This is a genomic window from Agromyces sp. P2_B3 (assembly GCF_056404815.1).
Map to the genome: position 1 here is coordinate 144768 of NZ_JBFUDH010000007.1, position 19667 is coordinate 164434.

Annotated in this window: 21 protein-coding genes; 11 read left to right on the top strand and 10 right to left on the bottom strand. The window is 70.3% G+C overall.

The window, feature by feature from the left end:
- The first annotated feature begins 2 nt into the window (after positions 1-2).
- Entirely contained in the window at positions 3-545 is a 543-nt protein-coding gene (locus tag AC1DZA_RS12285) for a gluconokinase (protein WP_476762207.1), read from the top strand.
- A 405-nt stretch (positions 546-950) separates the two neighbouring features.
- Here the strand turns inward: AC1DZA_RS12285 and AC1DZA_RS12290 are convergent, their stop codons facing one another.
- Positions 951-1769 carry an MIP/aquaporin family protein gene (locus tag AC1DZA_RS12290; RefSeq protein ID WP_476762208.1) on the bottom strand — a complete coding sequence of 273 codons (819 nt, stop codon included), beginning with the start codon at positions 1767-1769 and terminating at the stop codon, positions 951-953.
- 261 nt (positions 1770-2030) lie between these two features.
- Here AC1DZA_RS12290 and AC1DZA_RS12295 point away from each other — a divergent pair, with 261 nt between their 5' ends.
- Positions 2031-4397, top strand: coding sequence for a sulfatase-like hydrolase/transferase (locus tag AC1DZA_RS12295; protein ID WP_476772947.1), 2367 nt, complete (start codon positions 2031-2033; stop codon positions 4395-4397).
- Between the two features lie 98 nt (positions 4398-4495).
- Here AC1DZA_RS12295 and AC1DZA_RS12300 read toward each other — a convergent pair whose 3' ends face one another.
- Positions 4496-5176 (bottom strand): pyridoxamine 5'-phosphate oxidase family protein, encoded by a 681-nt coding sequence (locus AC1DZA_RS12300; RefSeq protein WP_476772948.1) that lies wholly within the window; start codon positions 5174-5176, stop codon positions 4496-4498.
- Positions 5177-5368: 192 nt separating this feature from the next.
- Between AC1DZA_RS12300 and AC1DZA_RS12305 the strand changes: the two genes are divergently transcribed.
- Genes AC1DZA_RS12305 through AC1DZA_RS12320 form a run of 4 tightly spaced genes read left to right on the top strand, consistent with a single transcriptional unit; the run spans position 5369 to position 8415 of the window.
- Positions 5369-6202, top strand: coding sequence for a DUF4397 domain-containing protein (locus tag AC1DZA_RS12305; protein WP_476772949.1), 834 nt, complete (start codon positions 5369-5371; stop codon positions 6200-6202).
- A 17-nt stretch (positions 6203-6219) separates the two neighbouring features.
- The gene (locus AC1DZA_RS12310) at positions 6220-6885 is read left to right on the top strand and encodes a class F sortase (protein WP_476772950.1); all 666 of its coding nucleotides are present in this window, start codon (positions 6220-6222) and stop codon (positions 6883-6885) included.
- A gap of 14 nt (positions 6886-6899) precedes the next feature.
- A complete protein-coding gene (locus AC1DZA_RS12315; RefSeq protein ID WP_476772951.1) occupies positions 6900-7565 on the top strand; it encodes an RNA polymerase sigma factor in 666 nt (221 codons plus the stop codon).
- On the top strand, positions 7546-8415 hold the full coding sequence (locus AC1DZA_RS12320) for an anti-sigma factor (RefSeq protein ID WP_476772952.1): 870 nt from the start codon (positions 7546-7548) through the stop codon (positions 8413-8415). Before AC1DZA_RS12315 ends, AC1DZA_RS12320 begins: the two co-directional genes overlap by 20 nt.
- Positions 8416-8487: 72 nt before the next feature.
- Here the strand turns inward: AC1DZA_RS12320 and dinB are convergent, their stop codons facing one another.
- From dinB to AC1DZA_RS12335, 3 genes are all read right to left on the bottom strand, one after another.
- Entirely contained in the window at positions 8488-9684 is a 1197-nt protein-coding gene (dinB, locus tag AC1DZA_RS12325; RefSeq protein WP_476772953.1) for a DNA polymerase IV, read from the bottom strand.
- A 121-nt stretch (positions 9685-9805) separates the two neighbouring features.
- On the bottom strand, positions 9806-11785 hold the full coding sequence (locus tag AC1DZA_RS12330) for an APC family permease (RefSeq protein ID WP_476772954.1): 1980 nt from the start codon (positions 11783-11785) through the stop codon (positions 9806-9808).
- Between the two features lie 98 nt (positions 11786-11883).
- Complete coding sequence (locus AC1DZA_RS12335) at positions 11884-12480, bottom strand: DnaJ family domain-containing protein (protein ID WP_476772955.1); 597 nt, start codon at positions 12478-12480, stop codon at positions 11884-11886.
- A 162-nt stretch (positions 12481-12642) separates the two neighbouring features.
- On the opposite strand from AC1DZA_RS12335, the gene AC1DZA_RS12340 reads away from it, so the two are divergent.
- The 3 genes from AC1DZA_RS12340 (at position 12643) to AC1DZA_RS12350 (ending at position 14365) form a co-directional block, all read left to right on the top strand.
- Positions 12643-13251 (top strand): GNAT family N-acetyltransferase, encoded by a 609-nt coding sequence (locus tag AC1DZA_RS12340; RefSeq protein WP_476772956.1) that lies wholly within the window; start codon positions 12643-12645, stop codon positions 13249-13251.
- Positions 13252-13302: 51 nt separating this feature from the next.
- On the top strand, positions 13303-13596 hold the full coding sequence (locus AC1DZA_RS12345; protein WP_476772957.1) for a DUF2277 domain-containing protein: 294 nt from the start codon (positions 13303-13305) through the stop codon (positions 13594-13596).
- 70 nt (positions 13597-13666) lie between these two features.
- Complete coding sequence (locus AC1DZA_RS12350) at positions 13667-14365, top strand: hypothetical protein (protein WP_476772958.1); 699 nt, start codon at positions 13667-13669, stop codon at positions 14363-14365.
- Here the strand turns inward: AC1DZA_RS12350 and AC1DZA_RS12355 are convergent.
- Together AC1DZA_RS12355 and AC1DZA_RS12360 are read right to left on the bottom strand one after the other, a co-directional pair.
- Positions 14332-14538, bottom strand: coding sequence for a hypothetical protein (locus AC1DZA_RS12355; RefSeq protein ID WP_476772959.1), 207 nt, complete (start codon positions 14536-14538; stop codon positions 14332-14334). The genes AC1DZA_RS12350 and AC1DZA_RS12355 overlap by 34 nt on opposite strands.
- A gap of 88 nt (positions 14539-14626) precedes the next feature.
- Positions 14627-15508: a helix-turn-helix transcriptional regulator gene (locus AC1DZA_RS12360; RefSeq protein WP_476772960.1), complete on the bottom strand. Its 882-nt coding sequence runs from the start codon at positions 15506-15508 to the stop codon at positions 14627-14629.
- Between the two features lie 101 nt (positions 15509-15609).
- On the opposite strand from AC1DZA_RS12360, the gene AC1DZA_RS12365 reads away from it, so the two are divergent.
- Together AC1DZA_RS12365 and AC1DZA_RS12370 are read left to right on the top strand one after the other, a co-directional pair.
- Positions 15610-16857 (top strand): multidrug effflux MFS transporter, encoded by a 1248-nt coding sequence (locus AC1DZA_RS12365; protein ID WP_476772961.1) that lies wholly within the window; start codon positions 15610-15612, stop codon positions 16855-16857.
- A 65-nt stretch (positions 16858-16922) separates the two neighbouring features.
- Positions 16923-17945 (top strand): zinc-dependent alcohol dehydrogenase family protein, encoded by a 1023-nt coding sequence (locus tag AC1DZA_RS12370; protein WP_476772962.1) that lies wholly within the window; start codon positions 16923-16925, stop codon positions 17943-17945.
- 17 nt (positions 17946-17962) lie between these two features.
- Here the strand turns inward: AC1DZA_RS12370 and AC1DZA_RS12375 are convergent, their stop codons facing one another.
- Genes AC1DZA_RS12375 through AC1DZA_RS12385 form a run of 3 tightly spaced genes read right to left on the bottom strand, consistent with a single transcriptional unit; the run spans position 17963 to position 19640 of the window.
- On the bottom strand, positions 17963-18826 hold the full coding sequence (locus AC1DZA_RS12375) for an alpha/beta fold hydrolase (RefSeq protein WP_476772963.1): 864 nt from the start codon (positions 18824-18826) through the stop codon (positions 17963-17965).
- Complete coding sequence (locus AC1DZA_RS12380) at positions 18823-19326, bottom strand: SRPBCC family protein (protein ID WP_476772964.1); 504 nt, start codon at positions 19324-19326, stop codon at positions 18823-18825. Before AC1DZA_RS12380 ends, AC1DZA_RS12375 begins: the two co-directional genes overlap by 4 nt.
- Positions 19323-19640 carry an ArsR/SmtB family transcription factor gene (locus AC1DZA_RS12385; RefSeq protein ID WP_476772965.1) on the bottom strand — a complete coding sequence of 106 codons (318 nt, stop codon included), beginning with the start codon at positions 19638-19640 and terminating at the stop codon, positions 19323-19325. Before AC1DZA_RS12385 ends, AC1DZA_RS12380 begins: the two co-directional genes overlap by 4 nt.
- Positions 19641-19667: the final 27 nt, after the last annotated feature.

The following is a 19667-nucleotide window of genomic DNA, read 5'->3' on the forward strand; positions in this document are numbered from 1 at the left end:
CGATGACCGGCGCAACCTCGTCGGGCCCGCAGCCTCCCGTCGTGGTGATGGGGGTGGCGGGCTCGGGGAAATCGACGCTCGCCGCCGCCATCGCCGAGCGCCTCGGGGCCGTCTTCGTCGAAGCCGACAGCCTGCACTCGGCGGACGCCAAGACGCGGATGGCCGCCGGGGTCCCGCTCACAGATGACGACCGCTGGCCGTGGCTCGCCCGGGTCGCGGCCCGCATCCGAGAGGAGCATGCGGCGGGACACGCGGTCGTCGTCGCGTGCTCGGCGCTGCGACGTTCCTACCGGGAGGCGCTGAGCCGGGACAGTGGGGCCGACGTCGACTTCGTCCACCTCGACGGCAGCGAGGCTCGTCTCGCCGAACGGATCGGGCAGCGAACAGGCCACTTCATGCCCGCCACGATGCTGGCCTCTCAGCTCGCGACCCTCGAGCCGCTCGGCGCTGACGAGCGCGGCCACGTCGTATCGATCGAGTTGCCGGCCCGTGAGGCGGCCGACCTCGCAGTGGGTCTTCTCCGATGTCGCCAGACGACGGAATAGAGCGAGGATCGGACGAGATCCAGCACTTTTGGTCGAGAAGTGGTCTGGCGGGCCCTCCTGAACGGGGGGGTGCACGTCCACGATTTCGATTCGCCGCGAACCGCGTCAGGGCGAACGGTGCCGCGGCGAAGCAGCCGACGACCCGGGAGGGCCTGACGTTGCTGAACTTCAACGTCGAGGCGCAGAGCACGCCGAGTTGGTCGGCCCTGCTCACCAGCCGCCACGCCATCTGTTCGGGGACGCGGCGCGGTCTCGATCAGTGTCTGGAAGGTTCAGCCAGTTCGACGTCCAGCTCCCCCTAACGTCGACGCAAGAGCTTCGCCCGCGCCGCGCTACCGCCGCATCTCGAGCGCCCTACCGACCCCGCGGCGGCCGTTCCCGGGGCCGCAGTTCGTTCGCCGCGGTTCAGGTCTGGTCAGGACGCGCGATGTCGGTGGCGATGACGCCCTGCGCCGCTTCCGAGCCGGTGCGGCCGCCGCCGTACCCGCGTAGGACGAACGCCAGCAGCACCGCGACCACGGCCCCGGCGATCGGGCCGGCGACGTAGACCCAGTAGTCGGAGAAGTCGAGGCTCGCGAGGTCGGGACCGAAGGTGCGTGCGGGGTTCATCGACGTGCCCGAGATCGGGCTGCCCCACAGCCCCGCGAGGGCGATGTAGGCGCCGACGCCGATCGCGCCGATCACGCCCACGTTCTGAGCTCCCGACGCGGTTCCGAGGATGACGCTCACGAGGCCGAGGGTCAGCAGCGCCTCCATGAGGAACGCCTGGAACGACGAGTACCCGTCGGCGGGATAGTTCGACCCGAATGAGGCGGACACGCCGATGATCGGCTGCAGGATCCACGCTGCGCAGGCCGCCCCCAGCAGCTGCACAACGATGTAACCGGGTACCCGCCGCCATGGGAAGTCACCCCGCAACGAGAACGCGAGCGTCACGGCCGGGTTGAGGTGGGCGCCCGAGATCTTGCCCATGAACAGGATGATCCCCATGACCATGAGTCCCGGGGCCACCACAGCTGCCGCGCGGCTGATCGTGTCGGGGAACGCCTGGCTCATCATCCCGCCACCGGCCGCGACCAGCACGAGGAAGAAGGTGCCGTAGAACTCGGAGAACAGGCGCCGCCACTCCTGCTTCGGATTCTGGAAGTCCGCCATCGGGTCGACCACCTCGAGCTCGAACCACCGCTCGAACCGCCCCCGAACCACCGCACCGTTCTCTGCCACGATCGCCCCCAGGCTTGCAGTTGCCGCTCGAGCCGTCGGACCGCCCGCCATTCGGCGCCCAACCGCCCCACGCTGGGGAGCATAGACCCGGAGCGTCACGCTGCGCCAGGCCTCCACACGCGATGGGTGGGCTCCGGCGGGATCGAATGGAGGGCGCCGTTTCCCGGTCGGCCCCGTGCAGCATCACCCAGATGAGATGAGGCGGACTCGCCACCGCGTCGCTAGCTTGACGACATCAACCCATGATGGCGAGGGGATCTCATGAGTTCAGATCGACAGGCACGCTCGATGCTTCCGATTCCGGATCGGCCCGCACCGCGCTTGACGACCTACGACGCGAAGGATCCCGATACGTCGTTTCCGCCGATCCAGCCGCTGCTGCCGCCGGAGGGCGCCCCGAACGTGGTCGTCATCCTGCTCGACGACGTCGGCTTCGGCGCGTCGAGCGCGTTCGGCGGCCCGTGTCAGACACCCAATGCCGAACGTCTCGCCGAGGGCGGACTGCGATACAACCGGTTCCACACCACCGCACTCTGCGCGCCGACTCGCGCGGCGCTGCTCAGCGGGCGGAACCACCACTCCGTGGGCATGGGCAGCATCACGGAGACCGCGACCTCGGCGCCGGGCAACAGCTCGCTGCGACCGAACACCAAGGCGCCGCTGGCGATGACGCTGAAACTCAACGGATACTCCACTGCACAGTTCGGCAAGTGCCACGAGGTCCCGGTGTGGCAGTCCTCACCGATGGGGCCGTTCGACTCGTGGCCGTCGGGCGGTGGAGGGTTCGAGACGTTCTACGGGTTCATCGGCGGCGAGGACAACCAGTGGGAGCCTGCTCTGTACGACGGCACGACCCCGGTCGAACCACCGACGACGCCCGAGGAGGGGTATCACCTCACGGAGGACCTCGCCGATCACGCGATCGGCTGGATCCGGTCGCAGAAGGCACTGATGCCCGACCGACCGTTCTTCGTCTACTTCGCTCCCGGCGCCACGCACGCGCCGCACCACGTGCCGAAGGAGTGGGCCGACAAGTACGCCGGGAAGTTCGCCGCCGGCTGGGACGCGCAGCGCGAGGCCACCTTCGCCAAGCAGAAGGAACTCGGCGTCATCCCGGCCGATGCCGAGCTCACCCCGCGGCACGCCGAGATCCCGGCCTGGGACGAAATGCCCGATGAGCTGAAGCCCGTGCTCGAGCGGGAGATGGAGGTCTACGCCGGGTTCCTCGAGCACGCCGACCATCATGTCGGCCGGGTCCTCGATGCGATCGAGGATCTCGGCGTGCTCGAGGACACCCTGATCTACTACATCATCGGCGACAACGGAGCCTCCGCCGAGGGCACGCTGAACGGCGCGTTCAACGAGATGGCGAACTTCAACGGCATGGCCGCGCTCGAGACGCCGGAGTTCCTGGCATCCAAGCTCGAGGAGCTCGGGTCACCGAGCTCGTACAACCACTACGCGGTCGGCTGGGCCTGGGCGATGGACACGCCGTTCCAGTGGACGAAGCAGGTCGCGTCCCACTGGGGCGGCACCCGCAACGGCACGATCGTGCATTGGCCGAACGGAATCGACGACCGAGGCGGGCTGCGCACGCAGTTCACGCACTGCATCGACGTGGCGCCGACGATCCTCGAGGCTGCCGGCCTGCCCGAGCCGACCATGGTCAACGGCGTGCAGCAGTCGCCGATGGAGGGAACCTCGATGCTCTACAGCTTCCGAGAAGCGGATGCCGCGGAGCGCCACGACCTGCAGTACTTCGAGATGTTCGGGAACCGCGGCGTGTACTTCACGGGGTGGAGCGCCGTCACCAAGCACCGCACGCCGTGGGAGATGGTCGGCGGCGTCGTGCCGGCCTTCGACGACGACGTATGGGAGCTCTATGACGGCAACGCCGACTACAGCCAGGCCCGGGACCTCGCCGCAGCGCAACCTGAGCGCCTCCACGAACTGCAACGGCTCTGGCTGATCGAGGCCGTCAAGTACAACGTGCTGCCGATCGACGACCGCACCGCAGAACGTCTCGATCCCGTCAGCGCCGGGCGGCCGACCCTCATTCGCGGGAACAGCCAGTTGTTCTTCGCCGGCATGGGCCGTCTCTCCGAGTCGAGTGTCGTGAGCATCAAGAACAAGTCGTTCTCCGTCACCGCCGAACTCCAGGTGCCCGACGGCGGCGCGAACGGGGTCATCATCGCGCAAGGCGGCCGGTTCGGCGGTTGGAGCCTCTACCTGAACACCGGCATGGTGACGTTCGCCTACAACGTGCTCGGCATCCGGCAATTCACGATCGCCGCCGATCGGGCGGTCCCGGCTGGGACCCATCAGGTGCGCATGGAATTCGCGTACGACGGCGGCGGTCTCGCGAAGGGCGGCGGCGTCACCCTGTACCACGACGGCGAGGCGGTCGGCACGGGGCGCGTCGGGGCCACCCAGCCGCTGATCTTCTCGGCCGACGAGACCACCGACGTCGGCTACCAGTCGGGCACAATGGTCAGCCCTGACTACACGTCGCGGTCGAGCCGGTTCACGGGCAAGATCAGCTGGGTCCAGATCGACGCCGGCACCGAGGACAACGACCACTTCATCGATCCCGCCGAGCGGCTGCGTGTCGCAATGGCCCGACAGTAGCGCTCGATTGCCGGATGCCGCGGGCTCACGCAGCCAGCGGCATCCGTCGGGTTGCTCTGGCCATGAGCGCGCGGACGAGTTCACCTGATCTACGCACATCAAGTCCTGGCGGGCGTCGCCGACCACATGCCGGGGGAGCCGAGAACTCGCTCGGGGTGGATGCGGATGACGACCCGGCTCGGATTCTCGCGGGGCTGCCGGTAGCGCGCGGCGTAGAGGCGAACCGCGAGGTCGATCGACTGAGGATCGCGCTCGACGACGGCGCGGCCGGCGATGCTGAGCCATTCGGGCCCCGACACCTGCGCGACGGTGGCACGGTGGTCGCGCTCGACATTGCGGACCTTCTGGCTGCCACCGCTGGTGATGATGCGGACGACACCGTCGACGTAGGTGAAGCCGACGGCGACCACGTGCAGCTCACCCCGGGGTCCGATCGTCGAGAGCGTCGCGAGGTGCCGTTCGGTCACCAACTGCAGGCCCCGCTGGGTGAGTGAGCGGGAAGCGATCAGGGGGCCATCCGGTGCGGCGTCGTCCATACGATCGATGGTAGGCGCCGCGAGATGACGACTTGAGCCAGCATTGCGTTCGCATCCTGGACTGGCGCAAGACGAGTCGGGGGGGGGGGAGGGCGGGGTCGTGAACCCGAGGGCGCCCTCGGTGTTGATGGTCTTGTGCACCTGGCCGAAACAGGCAGCGTCGGCGGGCGCAGCGTGGGCGGTGCCGGCGACGCCGAACGTGGCGAGCGCGACGATGAATCCGGTGGCGAGAATGCGCTTCATTGGACTTTCCCTTCTGTCGGCGGGTGCGGGATCACCCGACACTATGTACTTCGCTTTCTTTCGCGGCTTTGGATGCAGCTCCTCACACCCATTTTCGAACTCCATACGAGTGCATCCGATTCGGGCCGGGCGGCCGAAGTAGGTGGTGAAGGCAACTCGCTGCCCCGCCTACGGGCTGACCTGGAGGGAACCATGAAGAAGATCCTCACTGCCGCCATCGGCGCCGGAGCGCTCATCGTGCTCGGTGCCGTCGCGCCCGCCAACGCCGCCGACGCGCCGGCCACGCTCTCCGTGCTGCACGGGGTGCCCGGCCTCACGGTCGACGTGTACGTCAACAACGAACTCAAGCTCGACGACTTCGAGCCCGGCGACCTCGGCGGTCCGCTCGAGCTGCCCGCCGGCACCTACACGGTCGCCATCACCGCGTCGGATGCCGCGGACGCATCGTCTCCCGCGATCGGACCGGTCGACCTCCCGCTGGAGTCGGGCAAGAACTACACCGCCGTCGCCCACCTCACCGTGGCGGGGGAGCCGACCGCGACGCTCTTCACGAACGACATCTCGCAGATCGCGTCCGGCGAGGGCCGGCTGACCGTGCGCCACGTCGCGGCAGCACCCGCGGTCGACGTGCTCGCCGGCGGAGCCCCCGTCATCACGAACCTGACGAACCCGAACGAGCAGATCCTCACCCTGCCCTCGGGTGTCGTCTCGGCGTCCGTCGCGGCTGCAGGCACGACCACCCCTGTCATCGGCCCGGCCGACGTCGACGTCGCCGAAGGGACGAACACGATCGTCTACGCGTGGGGCAGCCTGGACGACGCCAACCTGGCCCTCGCGGTGCAGCCCATCGGCGGGCTTCACTCGACGCCCGACGGCGTGCCCGCCGGCGTAGCGGGGCTCGCGGCCACCAACGCGCCGGGTTCGGGAGCCGTCGGATGGCTGGTCACGGCAGCGACAGTCCTCGCGGCGGCCGTCCTCGGTCTCGCCGCGCCTCGTGGGCGCCGTGCCGCGGAGGACCGGCGCTGACCCCGCCGAAGCGGATCATGGCTGCGGCCAGGGCGGGTGTCTCCCTGGTCGCGGCCACCACCGTGCTCTCCGCACTGTGCGCCTGCGTCGGAGGGTCGGGCGCGGTACCGACGTCGGCGCCGCCACCCGCGACCACCGCTCCCGACCTCACCGTTCGCTCGCCGCTCCCGCAGCCGGCGGTGCCGGCGGTGCCGCGCAGGTCGGCAGCGCTCGAGGACAATCGGACCATCGCGCCGCCGGCGCCGAACCGGATCGAGATCGCCGACCTCGGCATCGACGTCGCGGTGCGACCAGTCGGGCTCGACGACCAGGGCCGCATGGGGCTGTTCGACGATCCTTCGATCGCCGCGTGGTACCGGTGGGGGCCGGCTCCGGCCAGCCCCGCCGGCTCGACGGTGATCGCGGCCCACGTCGACTCCCTCGAGTACGACCTGCTCCCGTTCGCGCGCCTGAAGGACGCGCTGGCCGGCACGCAGATCTTCGTGACGGATGCCGCCGGCACGCGTCATCCGTACGCCGTGCAGTCCGTGCAGGTCGTCGAGAAGGCCGACGTCGACTGGAACGCCGCCTTCGACCGCACCGGTCCACCGCGACTCACGCTCGTGACGTGCGGCGGGGAGTTCGACTACGAGAACCGCCACTACCTCAGCAATCTCGTGCTGACCGCCACCCCGGCGGAGTGACGTGGAGGATCGATATGCTGGTCGAAGCACGGCAGGGCATGGTCGCCACCCCGGTGCGTGCGACAACCCCCGAGGTGCGGCCCCGACGATCGCGAAGAGGTGAGCGTCACCTGGGCGAGGCAGTGGCTCCCGGATCGGTCGACGATCACGCCCTCGCGGCCGCCTTCGCCGCGGGCGACGAATGGGCGCTTCGCGAGGCGTACGGCCGCTGGTCGCCGCTCGTGTTCCGGCTGGCCCTGCGGTCACTCGGCGACCGCACCGACGCCGAGGACGTGACGCAGCAGGTGTTCATCTCCGCCTGGCGCACGCGCTCGGGCTTCGACGACTCCCGCTCGGCGCTCAGCGCCTGGATCGTCGGGATCACGCGCCACCGCATCGCGGACGCCCACGAGGCACGCTCGCGCACGCGGCGACTCGAGGAGGCGCTCGTGGCCGAGGCATCCGCTCGGCCCGAGGCCGTCGACGACGTGGCCGACCGGGTGATGGTCGCCGAGGAGCTCGACCGGCTCGAGCCGGTCCCTCGACGCGTCATGCAACTCGCCTTCTACGACCAGCTCAGCCACTCGCAGATCGCCGAGACGCTGGGACTGCCGGTCGGTACGGTGAAGAGTCATGTGCGACGGAGCCTCACCAGGTTGAGGACGCGATGGGAGGTGGACGATGGCCCACATCGAGCCTGACGACCTCGCGACCCTCGCGCTCGACGGCGTACGCCCCGAGGGCGACACCCGCGCGCACCTCGACACCTGCGACGCGTGCCGCGCGGAGTACGAGGCGCTGGCGCGCACGGTCGAGCTCGGCCGGACCGGTGCGCCGCGACGTGGCCTCGAAGCGCCTCCATCGTCGGTGTGGGCGGCGATCCACGAGGAGCTGTCGCTGGCACCCGAGCTCGCGGCCGACCCGCTCGCTGCGGATCCGCTCGCTGTCGACGCGCTCGCTGTCGACGCACTCGCTGCGGACGCCCTCGCGCCCAACGCCCTCGCGCCCACGCCCGCGGAGCCGATCGCGGCGCCGCCGACCGACGCGACTCGACCCGCGGAGGAGCCGCCGACCGCAACGGTCACGCCGCTCCGCCGAAGCCGGGCGCAGCGCTGGTGGCCCGTCGCCGCGGCGGCGGCCGCGGTGGGCATCGTGGCGGGGATCGCCATCGGCGCCGGCCTGAGCGGCGGGTTCGGAACCCGGCCAGCCCCCCAGACGGTCGTCGCCATCGCCGCGCTCGACGCCTTTCCCGGCTGGTCGGCCACCGGCTCGGCGACGTTGGAGGAGGACGATGACGGCGCCAGGTCGATCGTCGTCGACCTCGACGCCGAGGTTCCGTCGACCGACGTGCGCGAGGTCTGGCTGATCCGGTCCGACGCCTCGGGGCTCGTGAGCCTCGGACTGCTCGAAGGGGCGACGGGCCGCTTCGTGGTGCCCGACGGCATCGACCTCGACGAGTTCACCCTGGTCGACGTCTCGGCCGAACCCGTCGACGGCGACCCGGCGCACTCGGGCGATTCAATCGTGCGCGGTGAGCTGCGGCGAATCTGAGCCCCACCCGGCGGATGACCCGAGCGGCGCGCTGGATCCGGCCGGGGGGCGACGCCGCGTCGTCGAACGTTGTCACTCGTGTTCGGGCAACCGCGGCGATGACCAGCCCGGGTCGAGACCGAGTTGCGCAGCTCGCGCGACCGACGCCGTGCCGAATCGATCGCGTACGGCGTCCAGCACCGTGTCGAGGCGGACCCCGTCGTCCCAGTCGATGGGCAGCTCCGGCTGGAGGCTGTCGGCGCGCGCCAGCTGCGACAGTGAGACCCCGATCAGTGTGACGCCGCGCTCAACGATCTCGGGCTGCGCCCCGGCGAGCAGCCCTCGCGCGATGGGGAGCAGCACGGCGGTGCGGTCGGACGCGGAGCCGAGGGTGCGCGACCGCGTGGCCTTCGCGAAGTCCCCGTAGCGAAGGCGCAGCACGACCGTGCGACACACCCGGTCCCCATCGCGGAGGCGACGGGCGAGCCGATCGACGATCTGGGTGAGGATGACGTCCAGTTCGTCGGGCGAGCGCGGGCGGCTGCCGAGCGCGCGCTGAGAACCGATGGAGCCCCGGCGCCGCGTGGTGTCGACCGGGCGCGGGTCCCGCAGCCGGGCCAGCGCGTGCAGATGCGCTCCCGTCGCCTTGCCGAGCAGCTTCTCAGCGGTCGCCGCTTCGAGTTCTGCCAGTTCCCCGACGGTGCGGATGCCGAGCCGATGCAGCTTCTCCGCGGTGACTGCACCGACCCCCCACAAGCGTTCCACCGGCAGCGGGAGCAGGAACTCCTGCTCCCGCTCAGGCTCGACGACCAGGAGCCCATCGGGCTTGCTGACCGCGCTCGCCACCTTCGCGAGGAACTTCGTCCGTGCGATCCCCACCGAGATGGCCAACCCGGCCTCCGCGCGGACCCGCTCGCGCAATCGCACCGCGATCTGCTCGGGCGTGCCCGAGATGCGTCGGAGCCCCCCGACTTCCAGGAACGCCTCGTCGATGGAAAGACCCTCGACGAGCGGCGTCGTGTCCCGGAAGATCGCGAACACGGCTCGACTGGCGGCGGAATACGCGTCCATCCGTGGCGGAACGACCACCGCATCGGGGCACAGGTCGCGCGCCTGCCGACCGCCCATCGCGGTGCGCACTCCACGGGCTTTCGCCTCGTAACTCGCCGCCAGCACGACACCGCCGCCGACGATGACCGGCCTGCCGCGCAGCTCGGGCGCGTCACGCTGCTCGACCGAGGCGTAGAACGCGTCGAGATCCGCGTGCAACACGGTCGCTGCGCCGCGCATCCTGCCCTCCCACCGATCGTCCGTCCTGCCGATGGTCGCACGCACCGGCGACACGGGGACGCTCCGTCCCTGCGAGGCCGAATCTGCTCAGGCAGCTCGAGTGCACGTCAGCGACCCGCGTTCAACCGCCGACGTGGATGGTCGGCCGCTCGGCCGGATCCTTCTCGACCTCTCGCAGGATCTCGCGGACCACAGGGGCCGTGTCGCCTCGCCCGAGCAGGATGTAGCGCACCATGTGCACGAGCGGGTTCCCCTCGGACCACTCGAAATACGCGTGGGGGAGGACGCCCGAGGCATCCCGCATCGCGACGAGGATCGCGGCGATCGCGTTGGGAGCGGCGGGGCTGTCGGCACGGAGCACGCGATGGCCGTCGACGTCGACGCCCCGGACGTGGAGCACCTCGCGGAACTCGGACGGGTCCACGACGTGGATCTCGAGGAACATGACGTCCGCCCGACCCGGCACCGGGTTGAGCCGGCGCTGTGCGCGTTCCTTCTGCTCGTACTCGGCGGCGTCTCCGACGCCGGGACGGTTCGCGATGAGACTGAGCCGCCCGTCATGGATCAGGGAATCCCGGATGAAGCGCCGGGCCGTCTCGTCGAACTCGATCCGGTCGGCCCTGATCTCGGTGGTGCGAGAGACCCGCGACACGATGGACACCACGACGATGCCGAGGATGAACATGGCTGAGATCGCGAGTCCGTCGGGCTTCTCGATGATGTTGTCGACGAGCGCGTATCCCAGCACCACGGTCAGCACCGCGAATCCGAGGATCGCCGGGCCCCGTCGGCGACGGAGGGCGGAGATGAGCACCGCCACGGACGCCGAGACCATCATGGCCAGGATGCCCGTGGCGTAGGCGCCGGCCTGGGCGTCGACGTCTGCCTGGAAGGCCACCGTGATCGCGATGCTGATTCCGGTGTACACGAGCACGACGGGGCGGACCGCGCGACTCCAGTCGGGAGCCATGCCGTACGTGGGGAGGTACCGGGGCACGATGTTGATCAGGCCGGCCATCGCGGACGCGCCGGCGAACCACAGGATGAGGATGCTGCTGATGTCGTACGCGGTGCCGAAGGCATCGCCGAAGAACTCGTGGGCGAGGTAGGCGAGTGCACGGCCGTTCGCCTGACCGCCCGGTTCGAACTGGTCCGCCGGGATCAGCAGGGTGGTGACGAGGCTGCTGGTGATCAGGAACACGCTCATGATCACGGCCGCCGCCGTGAGCAGCTTCTTCGTGTTCCGGATCCTCGAGGCGAGCCGCTCTTCGGGGGTCGTTCCCCGGGAGGCGACGAGCGGCATCATGCTCACGCCGGTCTCGAAGCCGGAGAGGCCGAGCACGAGCAGCGGGAAGGCCAGGATGGCCGGGACGATGATGTCGGTGAAGCCCCCGCCGCCTCTGGTGAGGGCGGCCCACCAGTCGGTGATGGTGGCCGGGTGGTCGATGATCTCGACCAGGCCGGTCGCGATCACGACGGCATTGAGGCCGAGGAACACGGCGACGAGCGGGATCGCGACGTTGACGGCTTCCGTGAACCCGAGGAGGAAGACACCGCCGAGCACGAGCAGGAAGACGATCGTGATGGCGACGGCCTGACCGCTGAGTGCTTCGGGCACGAGTGGATTCTCGATGAGGTGCACCGTCGCATCCGCCGAGGAGAGGGTGATGGTGATGATCCACGAGGTCGCGACGAAGCCGAGGAGCACGAGCACGACGATCTTGCCGCGCCAGAACGGAAGCAGCCGTTCGAGCATGGCCACCGAACCCTGGCCGTGCGGGCTCTCCTTCGCGACCTGGCGGTACATCGGGAGCATCCCGAGCAGCGTGAGGGCCACGATCAGGAGCGTGGCGATCGGCGACACGGCGCCGGCTGCCACGATCGCGATGGCGGGAAGGTAGGACAGCGTGGAGAAGTAGTCGACACCGGTCAGGCACATCACCTTCCACCAGGAATGCTGCTCGACGCTCGACTCCTGGACCTCCGGCCCCGCCGGCTGCACGGTGTGCTCGAGGAACCACCGAGTGAACCGGTTCTCGGGGCGGTGGGCATCCGGTCCCGGCACCCGCGCCGGGAATTCGAACTGGGACCAGTCGCGCATGACACTCCTCGAGTCGCCGTTCGGCGACGGACGATCGATCATCCCACCCCTTCGGCCGATCCAATAGGGCGACTCCAGAGCGAGGGGCGACCGGATCGTCAGCCGCGACGGCGCCACCACGGAGTGCGTGGCGTCTTCTGGTCACGCTCGAGGCGTGCGCGTTCCTCGATCGCCTGGCGCTGTCGGACTTCGCGCCGCTCGCGCCACGCACGGACCTCCGCATCGGCATCCCGCGTCGGGGTGATCACCGGTGGGCCGCCGAGCAGCTGGCGTCGCGCCTCGATCACGCGCCGGTTGAAGTCCTCGACGGCCTCGCGGATCTCGGATTCACGGTGCATCGCATCCAGGCGGGCCTCGAGTTGGCCGTTCTCGACCCGCAGGGTGAGCGCCGGTGGACCCAATCCGGTCAGTTGCTCGCGCTCGATCTTGCGGCGAATCCACCAGTCGGGATCGTGCTGCCCGTTCAGTCCTTCGAGGGGCTTTCCGGCGCCGGGAAGGTGGTCGAACTCGCCTCGACGGATCGCCTGCTGGATCGCGTTCTCCACGTACGCCGACCGCTCCGCCTGCGTGAACGGTCGAGCCTGTTCCGCCGCCGCATCGGCGACATCGGGTGCTTCGCCACGGGCGATCGCCTCGTCACGGGCGGTGCGATCGAGCCGATACTGCCACGCGGCGCGCTGGGGATCGTCGCTCATCCTCGACCTCCCTCGCGGCGTCGGAACTCCCGTCTTCCACGATACGACGCCGGCGACCGCCTCACCCCGAATGCACGGCAGCGGGCGGCAGGTGACCGTGCCGGCCTTGTCGAACGTCGGTGCCGATCGGCAGACTGGCAGCACAGAGGCGAGGAGTCTGCCATGGCCGACGACGACGAGGTGCCGGCGACGGCCCACGTGATCAAGCCGCTCACCCCCGAGACCTTCCCGGCGTGGCTGGCGCTCGCGCAGAAGCACAACGGGGTCTGGGGAGGCTGCTACTGCACGTACTTCCACGACGACACCGAGCACACCGCCAAGGACGAGGTCGATCGGCCGACGTTCAAGCAGCGACTCGTGGCGGAGGGCGTCGCGCATGCCGCGCTCGTCTTCGACGGCGACGATGCGATCGCGTGGTGCGGGTACGGCAGTCCGGTCGAACTGCCGAACATCTACCACCGCAAGCAGTACGACGCGGGCGAGACCGCACCGGCACCCTGGCGCATCACCTGCTTCTTCGTCGACCGCGACCACCGACGGTCGGGGGTGGCCCGGGAGGCGCTGGACGGCGCGCTCGACCTGATCGCGCAGGCCGGCGGAGGCGAGGTGGTCTCGTTCCCCAACGAGCTGGTCCCGGGCAAGAAGACGTCGTCCTCATTCCTCCACAACGGCACGAGGGCAATGTTCGAGAAGGCCGGTTTCACGTTCGAGCGCCACATCGGCAAGAGCAAGACGGTGATGCGCAAGACGATCCCACCGGCACTCGGCTGACGCGGGCCGGGGGGCTTCAAGGCGGACCGCCCTCCGGGTATCGTCGCTCGCATGTGCCGAAACATCCGAGTGCTCCACAACTTCGAGCCGCCGACGACCGATGACGAGGTGCGTGAGGCCGCGCTGCAATTCGTGCGAAAGGTCAGCGGATCGACGCACCCCTCGCGGGCGAACTCCGAAGCGTTCGACCGGGCGATCGACGAGATCGCGCAGGCCACCCGACGACTGCTCGACGGTCTCGTGACGAACGCGCCGCCGAAGAACCGCGACGTCGAGGCGGTCAAGGGACGGGAGCGCCACGAGAAGCGGATGGAGCGCGAGGTCCGCATCCGAACCTCAGCCTGAGCGGCATCCGATCGAGGCACTTGAATCACGGCACTGACAGGCGCAGAGTGGAGGGGTCCAGGGAGGTTCCATGCGCGACGCGATCGCCCAACCCGATGTCCTGCCGATGCTCTCCCCGGGTCGGCACCGCTCACCACGGCGCGGCGCCTGCTTCATGGAATTCGCGTCGTACCTCGCGGGGGAGCGTTGGAGCGACCATCCCGCGTGCACGAACGGCACCCTGGCGCACCTCGCGCGATTGGTGAACGACTCCGTGAGCGACGCCGGCCGTGCCCGGCTCACGCCGTTCATCCCGACCGTCATCGGGCTGACGAGCGACGACCCGCTGCTCGACGTCCTCCTCGCTGCCCGAGCCGCCGCGGCCGCCCTGCCCGTCGCCGCGGAGGAGCGCCAGCGTTCGCAGGCGGTGGGGCTGCGCATGGCGCTCCGAGGCCTCGCGGACCGCGACGACGAGCTCACCACGGAGACGTGCGAGCTCGCGGAGGCCGCCCTTCGCACCGCACCGGCAGCCGATGCCTGGGCCATCCGGTTCATCGAGAACGTCGGTCCAGGACGCCGCGGCATGAGCGCCCAGCAGTGCCGGGAGATCGTGACCGGCGCGGTCGACGGGATCGCGCGGGCGTGCGTCGGGGATCGCGACGATCGGCTCGTCACCCTCCTGACGGCGGCGGTGTCCGATACCGCGCGATTCGTGGGCAGGTCGGGCCGACGGCCGACCGCGCAGGCTCCGGCCGCCTACCTCGCCGTTTCCAGCGTCGCCAGGGCCTGAAGCGCTCGGGGCAGGGAGTCGAACACGCCGACCTGGCGGTCGGCCCAGTCCCAGACCACGAAGGCGGATGCCGTGTGCCAGACGTGGCCCGCGACCGAGAAGCTCTCGCGGAGCTGGATGTCCCACCTTCCTTCGCCCGCTTCGATGACGTCGAACCCGTGAATCGCGTGCATGCCGCACCTCCGATCGTTTCCGGCAACGTAGCCGCAGCACATGACGGACGTGTGACCTCGAGAAGAACGGCCTGCGACAGGGCTGAGGTCAGGACGACTGCCTCGACGTCGACATCGGGTGTTCCATGCTCCATGATGCGAGGAGCCTGAGCCGATCCGCCGACGGGGAGCCGGGTTCCGCGGTATAGATGAGGAGGACGTGGCCGGGCTCCGCCGTGATGGCGAGCTCCTCGTACGCCAGGGTGAGCTCGCCGACGAGCGGATGGTTGAACCGCTTGGTCCCCGTCCCGTGGGTGCGCACGTTGTGCGCCGCCCAGAGGGTACGGAACGTCTCGCTGTGCGTGGACAGCTCGCCGACGAGGTCCTGCAGTCCCTTGTCGTGCGGGTCGCGTCCGGCTTCGGCGCGCATGATCGCGACGCACATCTCGGCGAACCGGTCCCAGTCGGGGTAGAAGTCGCGGGCTGCCGGGTCGAGGAACTGGAATCGGGCGAGATTGGGCGTGCGGCCGTTCGTGCCGATGACGGGGGAGTAGAAGGCCGCACCGAGCGCATTGGTCGCGATGAGGTCCTGTCGCTGGTCGCGGACGAACGCGACCCCCTCGGTGATGGCCGAGAGCGCCCAGTCCAGGCTCGGCCGCGGCATCGAGGCGCGCGTGGCACGGCGGCGCATCCGGCCGGATGACGGGATGCCGTCAGCGGCGCGCGCCAGGTCGAGCAGGTGGGCGCGCTCGGTGTCGTCGAGCTGCAGAGCCCGGGAGACCGCGTCGAGCACCGCGGCGGATGCCCCGGCGATCGCGCCGCGCTCGAGCTTGGCGTAGTACTCGACGCTGACGCCGGCGAGCGAGGCGACCTCGCTCCGCCGCAGGCCGGGAACCCGTCGATTGCCGCCGGTGATCACGCCCGCGGATTCCGGCGCGAGCCGGGCGCGGCGCGACATCAGGAATTCGCGAACCTCGGATCGGTTGTCCATTCCGCCAGCGTACGTCGCGCGGCTTCCGCGAGGGGTGCCCTCCCAGTACACGTTCCGTCCGGGACTCCCGAGCGCGATGACCCGCGAGCAGGCTGGTGCACATGCTTCCCGACGCTCTCGCCCCGCGGCCTTCGCACAGCCGGTGGCTGCCGACACTGCTCATGCTCCTCACGGTGTTCGGGCCGATCTCGATGGACCTGTACCTGCCCGCGCTGCCCGCGCTCACGGCGCAGCTCGGCGCCGCGACCTCCGTGGCGCAGCTCACCATCACCGCGTGCCTCGTCGGACTGGCCGCGGGCCAGCTCATCGCGGGCCCGCTGTCCGACCGGTTCGGCCGCCGCGGCATCCTGCTGATCGGCATCCTCGCCTACATCGTCACGTCCGCCCTGTGCGCGATCAGCCCGACGATCGAGCTGCTGATCGCCGCGCGCCTGGTGCAGGGGCTCGCCGGCGGAGTCGGGATCGTCATCGCGCAGGCCGCGGGCCGTGACGTCTACTCGGGCGGGGCGCTCATCAGGTTCTACGGCCGGCTGACGGTGATCGGCGGTTTCGCCGCGGTCGTCGGGCCGCTCCTCGGCGGGCTGCTGAACACGATGACCGACTGGCGGGGACTCTTCGTGCTCCTCTCCCTGATCGGCGTCGCGATCCTCGTCGTCACGCTCGTCGTGTTCCGCGAGACCCTGCCCCTCGAACGTCGCACCGCCGGGGGCTTCGCACACACCATCCGGGACTTCCGGATGCTGCTCGCCGACCGCGTCTTCGTCGGCGCGGTGTTGAACCAGGGCTTCCTCTACGCCGCGCTGTTCGCCTACCTGGCCGGAGCCACCTTCGTGCTGCAGGACGTCTACGGACTCACGCCGCAGGAGTATGCGCTCGCATTCGGGCTGAACTCGGCCGGCTTCATGGTCTTCGGATACCTCGCCGGCCGCGCCTCCGAACGCTGGAGCGTCCGTGGCACCCTCACGATCGGGATCGCCGCCGCCGGGCTCGGCGCGGCGGGCCTGCTCGCCGCCGGCCTGAGCGCCGTGCCGCTGTGGGTCGTGCTCGCGTCGCTGTTCGCGCTGGTGGGCGGCGTGGCGATCACCTCCCCGCCGGCGACGACGATCGCCCTGGTCGGGTACCCGCAGGTCGCCGGCACGGCATCGTCACTGCTCGGCATGGTGCGCTTCGGCTTCGGCGGGGTCGCCGCGCCGCTCGTCGGCATCGCCGGGGCCACGAACATCCTGCCCCTCGGCGTGGTCGCCGTGACCGCGGTCGCGCTTGCCGGTGTCGCCTTCGCCGCCCTCGGCAGGCCGCGGTCGACGGTGGCCGCGCCGTCGACGCCCACGGCCGAGCCGGCCCTCCACTGAGCTGCGGGCTCCTGCAACGAACACCCCTCACCTTCACCCTCACCCTCAACACGAAGGAGCACCCCATGCGTGGAGTGATCATGTACGCACCAGGCGACGTCCGCGTCGAAGACCGCGAGCATCCGTCGATCGTCGAGCCCACCGATGCCGTCATCCGCCTCAGCGCGTCCTGCATCTGCGGATCGGACCTCTGGCCGTATCGCGGCGCCGAGCCGGTGGACCGCACGCCGATGGGCCACGAGTACGTCGGCGTGGTCACCGAGATCGGCGACCAGGTCACGCAGGTCAAGGTCGGCGACTTCGTCGTCGGGTCGTTCTTCGCGTCGGACAACACCTGCGAGATCTGCCGCGCCGGCTACCAGTCCCATTGCGTCCACCGGCAGCCGGGCGCGCCGACCGGCGCACAGTCGGAGTACGCCCGCATTCCCCTCGCGGACGGCACCCTGGTGGCCACTCCCGCCCAGCCCGACCCCGACCTGGTCCCGTCGCTCCTCGCCGCATCGGACGTGCTCGGAACCGGGTGGTTCGCCGCCGTCGCCGCGCAGGCGGGCCCCGGCAAGACCGTGGCGGTCGTCGGCGACGGCGCGGTCGGCCTGCTCGGCATCCTCGCGGCCAGGGAGCTGGGCGCGGAACGGATCATCGCGATGAGCCGCCACGCCGACCGGCAGGCGCTCGCCCGCGAGTTCGGGGCCACCGACGTCGTCGAGCAGCGCGGGGATGCCGGTGTCGCGAAGATCAGGGAACTCACCGACGGGCTCGGGGCGCACAGCGTCATCGAGGCGGTGGGCACGCAGGAGTCGATGATGCAGGCGATCCGCGCCACGCGCGCCGGCGGGCACGTCGGCTATGTCGGCGTCGCCCACGACGTCGCGCTCGACGGGCAGGAGCTCTTCTTCTCGGGCGTGCACCTGCACGGGGGACCGGCCCCGGTGCGCCGGTTCCTCCCCGAGCTGATCCAGCTGATCTGGGACCGCAGGATCGACCCCGGCAAGGTCTTCGACCTGTCGCTGCCCCTCGAAGAGGCTGCGGAGGGCTACCGGGCGATGGACGAACGGCGAGCCGTCAAGGTGCTGCTCACCACCGACTGACCGGGACGCGCATCGGGTCAGCGGTTCGCGAAGCGGGCGATCATCCGTTCGACGAGGGGAGCGGGCGACATCATGGGCGTGCCGTGATGGCCGCCGTCGAGCACCTCGAACTCGATGGAGGGCGCCACGTCGGCGAGCGATCGCGCACCGGCGTGGAAGAACGGCTCGCTGCGCGACCCGACGACGACGACGCCCGGCGCCGCGAGGCCCTTCCAGCGATCGGCCGGGAGCGGCCGGCCGTCCTGCAGGCCCTCGAGCGCGGCGAAGTCGTAGCGGACGGTCGGCACGATGCGCTTCGCCCGCCGCCACATCGGCGTGAGGCGCATCATCGCCACGAAGGCGGGCGGCACACCGACGGCCTCCGTGAAGAACGATGCGGATGCCGCGCCGGTCCGGCCGGCCGCGACGTCCGCGGCGATCCGACCGGGCAGGTCGTGCGGTACCGGGGCCCTGCTGTCGTCGACGATGAACGGGGGCTCGTAGAGCACGAGGCCCGTGACGGCGTCACCGAGCCGCGCAGCAGCCTCGAGCGCGAGCACCGCTCCCGACGAGCTGCCGAAGAGGATGGCCCGGCCGCCGTGGGCCGCGATGACCGCCGCGACGTCGGCGACCTCGTTGGCGACATCCGTTCCCGACGGATCGGCGTCCCCGCTGTCGCCGCGACCGCGGCGGTCGTAGCCGACGATCGTGAAGTGCGGCGCGAGCGCGGTCGTGAGCTTGGCGGAGTCGCGCCGGGTCGCCATGGCGGGGTCGATGAGCACGAGGAGAGGGCCGGTGCCGACGGCCTGCGTGGTCAGGCGGGTTCCGTCGGCCGAGACGACGGTCGAGGTCGCGGGGGCGGCGATGGCGTTCCCACCGCGGGCATGCGTGTTGTTGCTCATGACGGTGTTCCCTTCGCGAGGTGCTGGTCGAGGCGGTCGAATCCCGTTCTCCATCCGTCGAGCATCCCCATGGCGGCGACGCGTTCGAGGCGGGCGACGGAGGGGAACCGAGTGTGCAGGACGAGCCGGGTGCGGCCGGGGTCGAGCCCGAAGAACTCCACGGTGACGGCCTGCGACTCGGGGTCGAGGTCGGCGCCCGTGGCATCCGAGAAGCCCTCGACGTACGCGAGCATCGCATGCTCGATGACCTCGCTGTAGATCGAGCGGATCCACACTTCGGGCTCCGTGCTCGCGACCGGCCCCATGCCGAAGTGCCACAGCCCGCCCGGACGCACGTCGAGCGCGCGGACGGTGGTCGACCAGCCTTCCGGCCCCCACCACGCTTCGAGCTCCTCGGCGATGGTCCATGAACGCCACACGCGCTCGGGGTCGGCGCCGAGCTCGCGTTCGAGGGTGATCTCGCGCCGCTCGAGGTCCTTGACCATGCGGAGGGCGGTCATGAGGGGTCCTCGCTGCGACGCAGGTGGGCGTCGAGACGGTCGAGGCGGCCTGCCCAGACCGCGGCGAAGGAGTCGAGCCATCCGTCGATCTCGCGGAACGGTGCCTCCTGGAGGTCGTAGATGCGACGCTGGGCGTCGATGCGTGCGGCGACCATGCCGGCGTCGCTGAGGACCCGGAGGTGCTTGGAGACCAGCGGCTGGCGCAGGTCGAGTGTGCCGGCGATCTCGCCGACCGAGTGCGGCCCGTGGTCGCGGAGCAGCTCGACGATGGCGAGCCGGTTCGGCTCGGCCAGGGCGCTCAGTGAGGCGATCATAGCCCTAGTATCACTCAGCAGTAATAT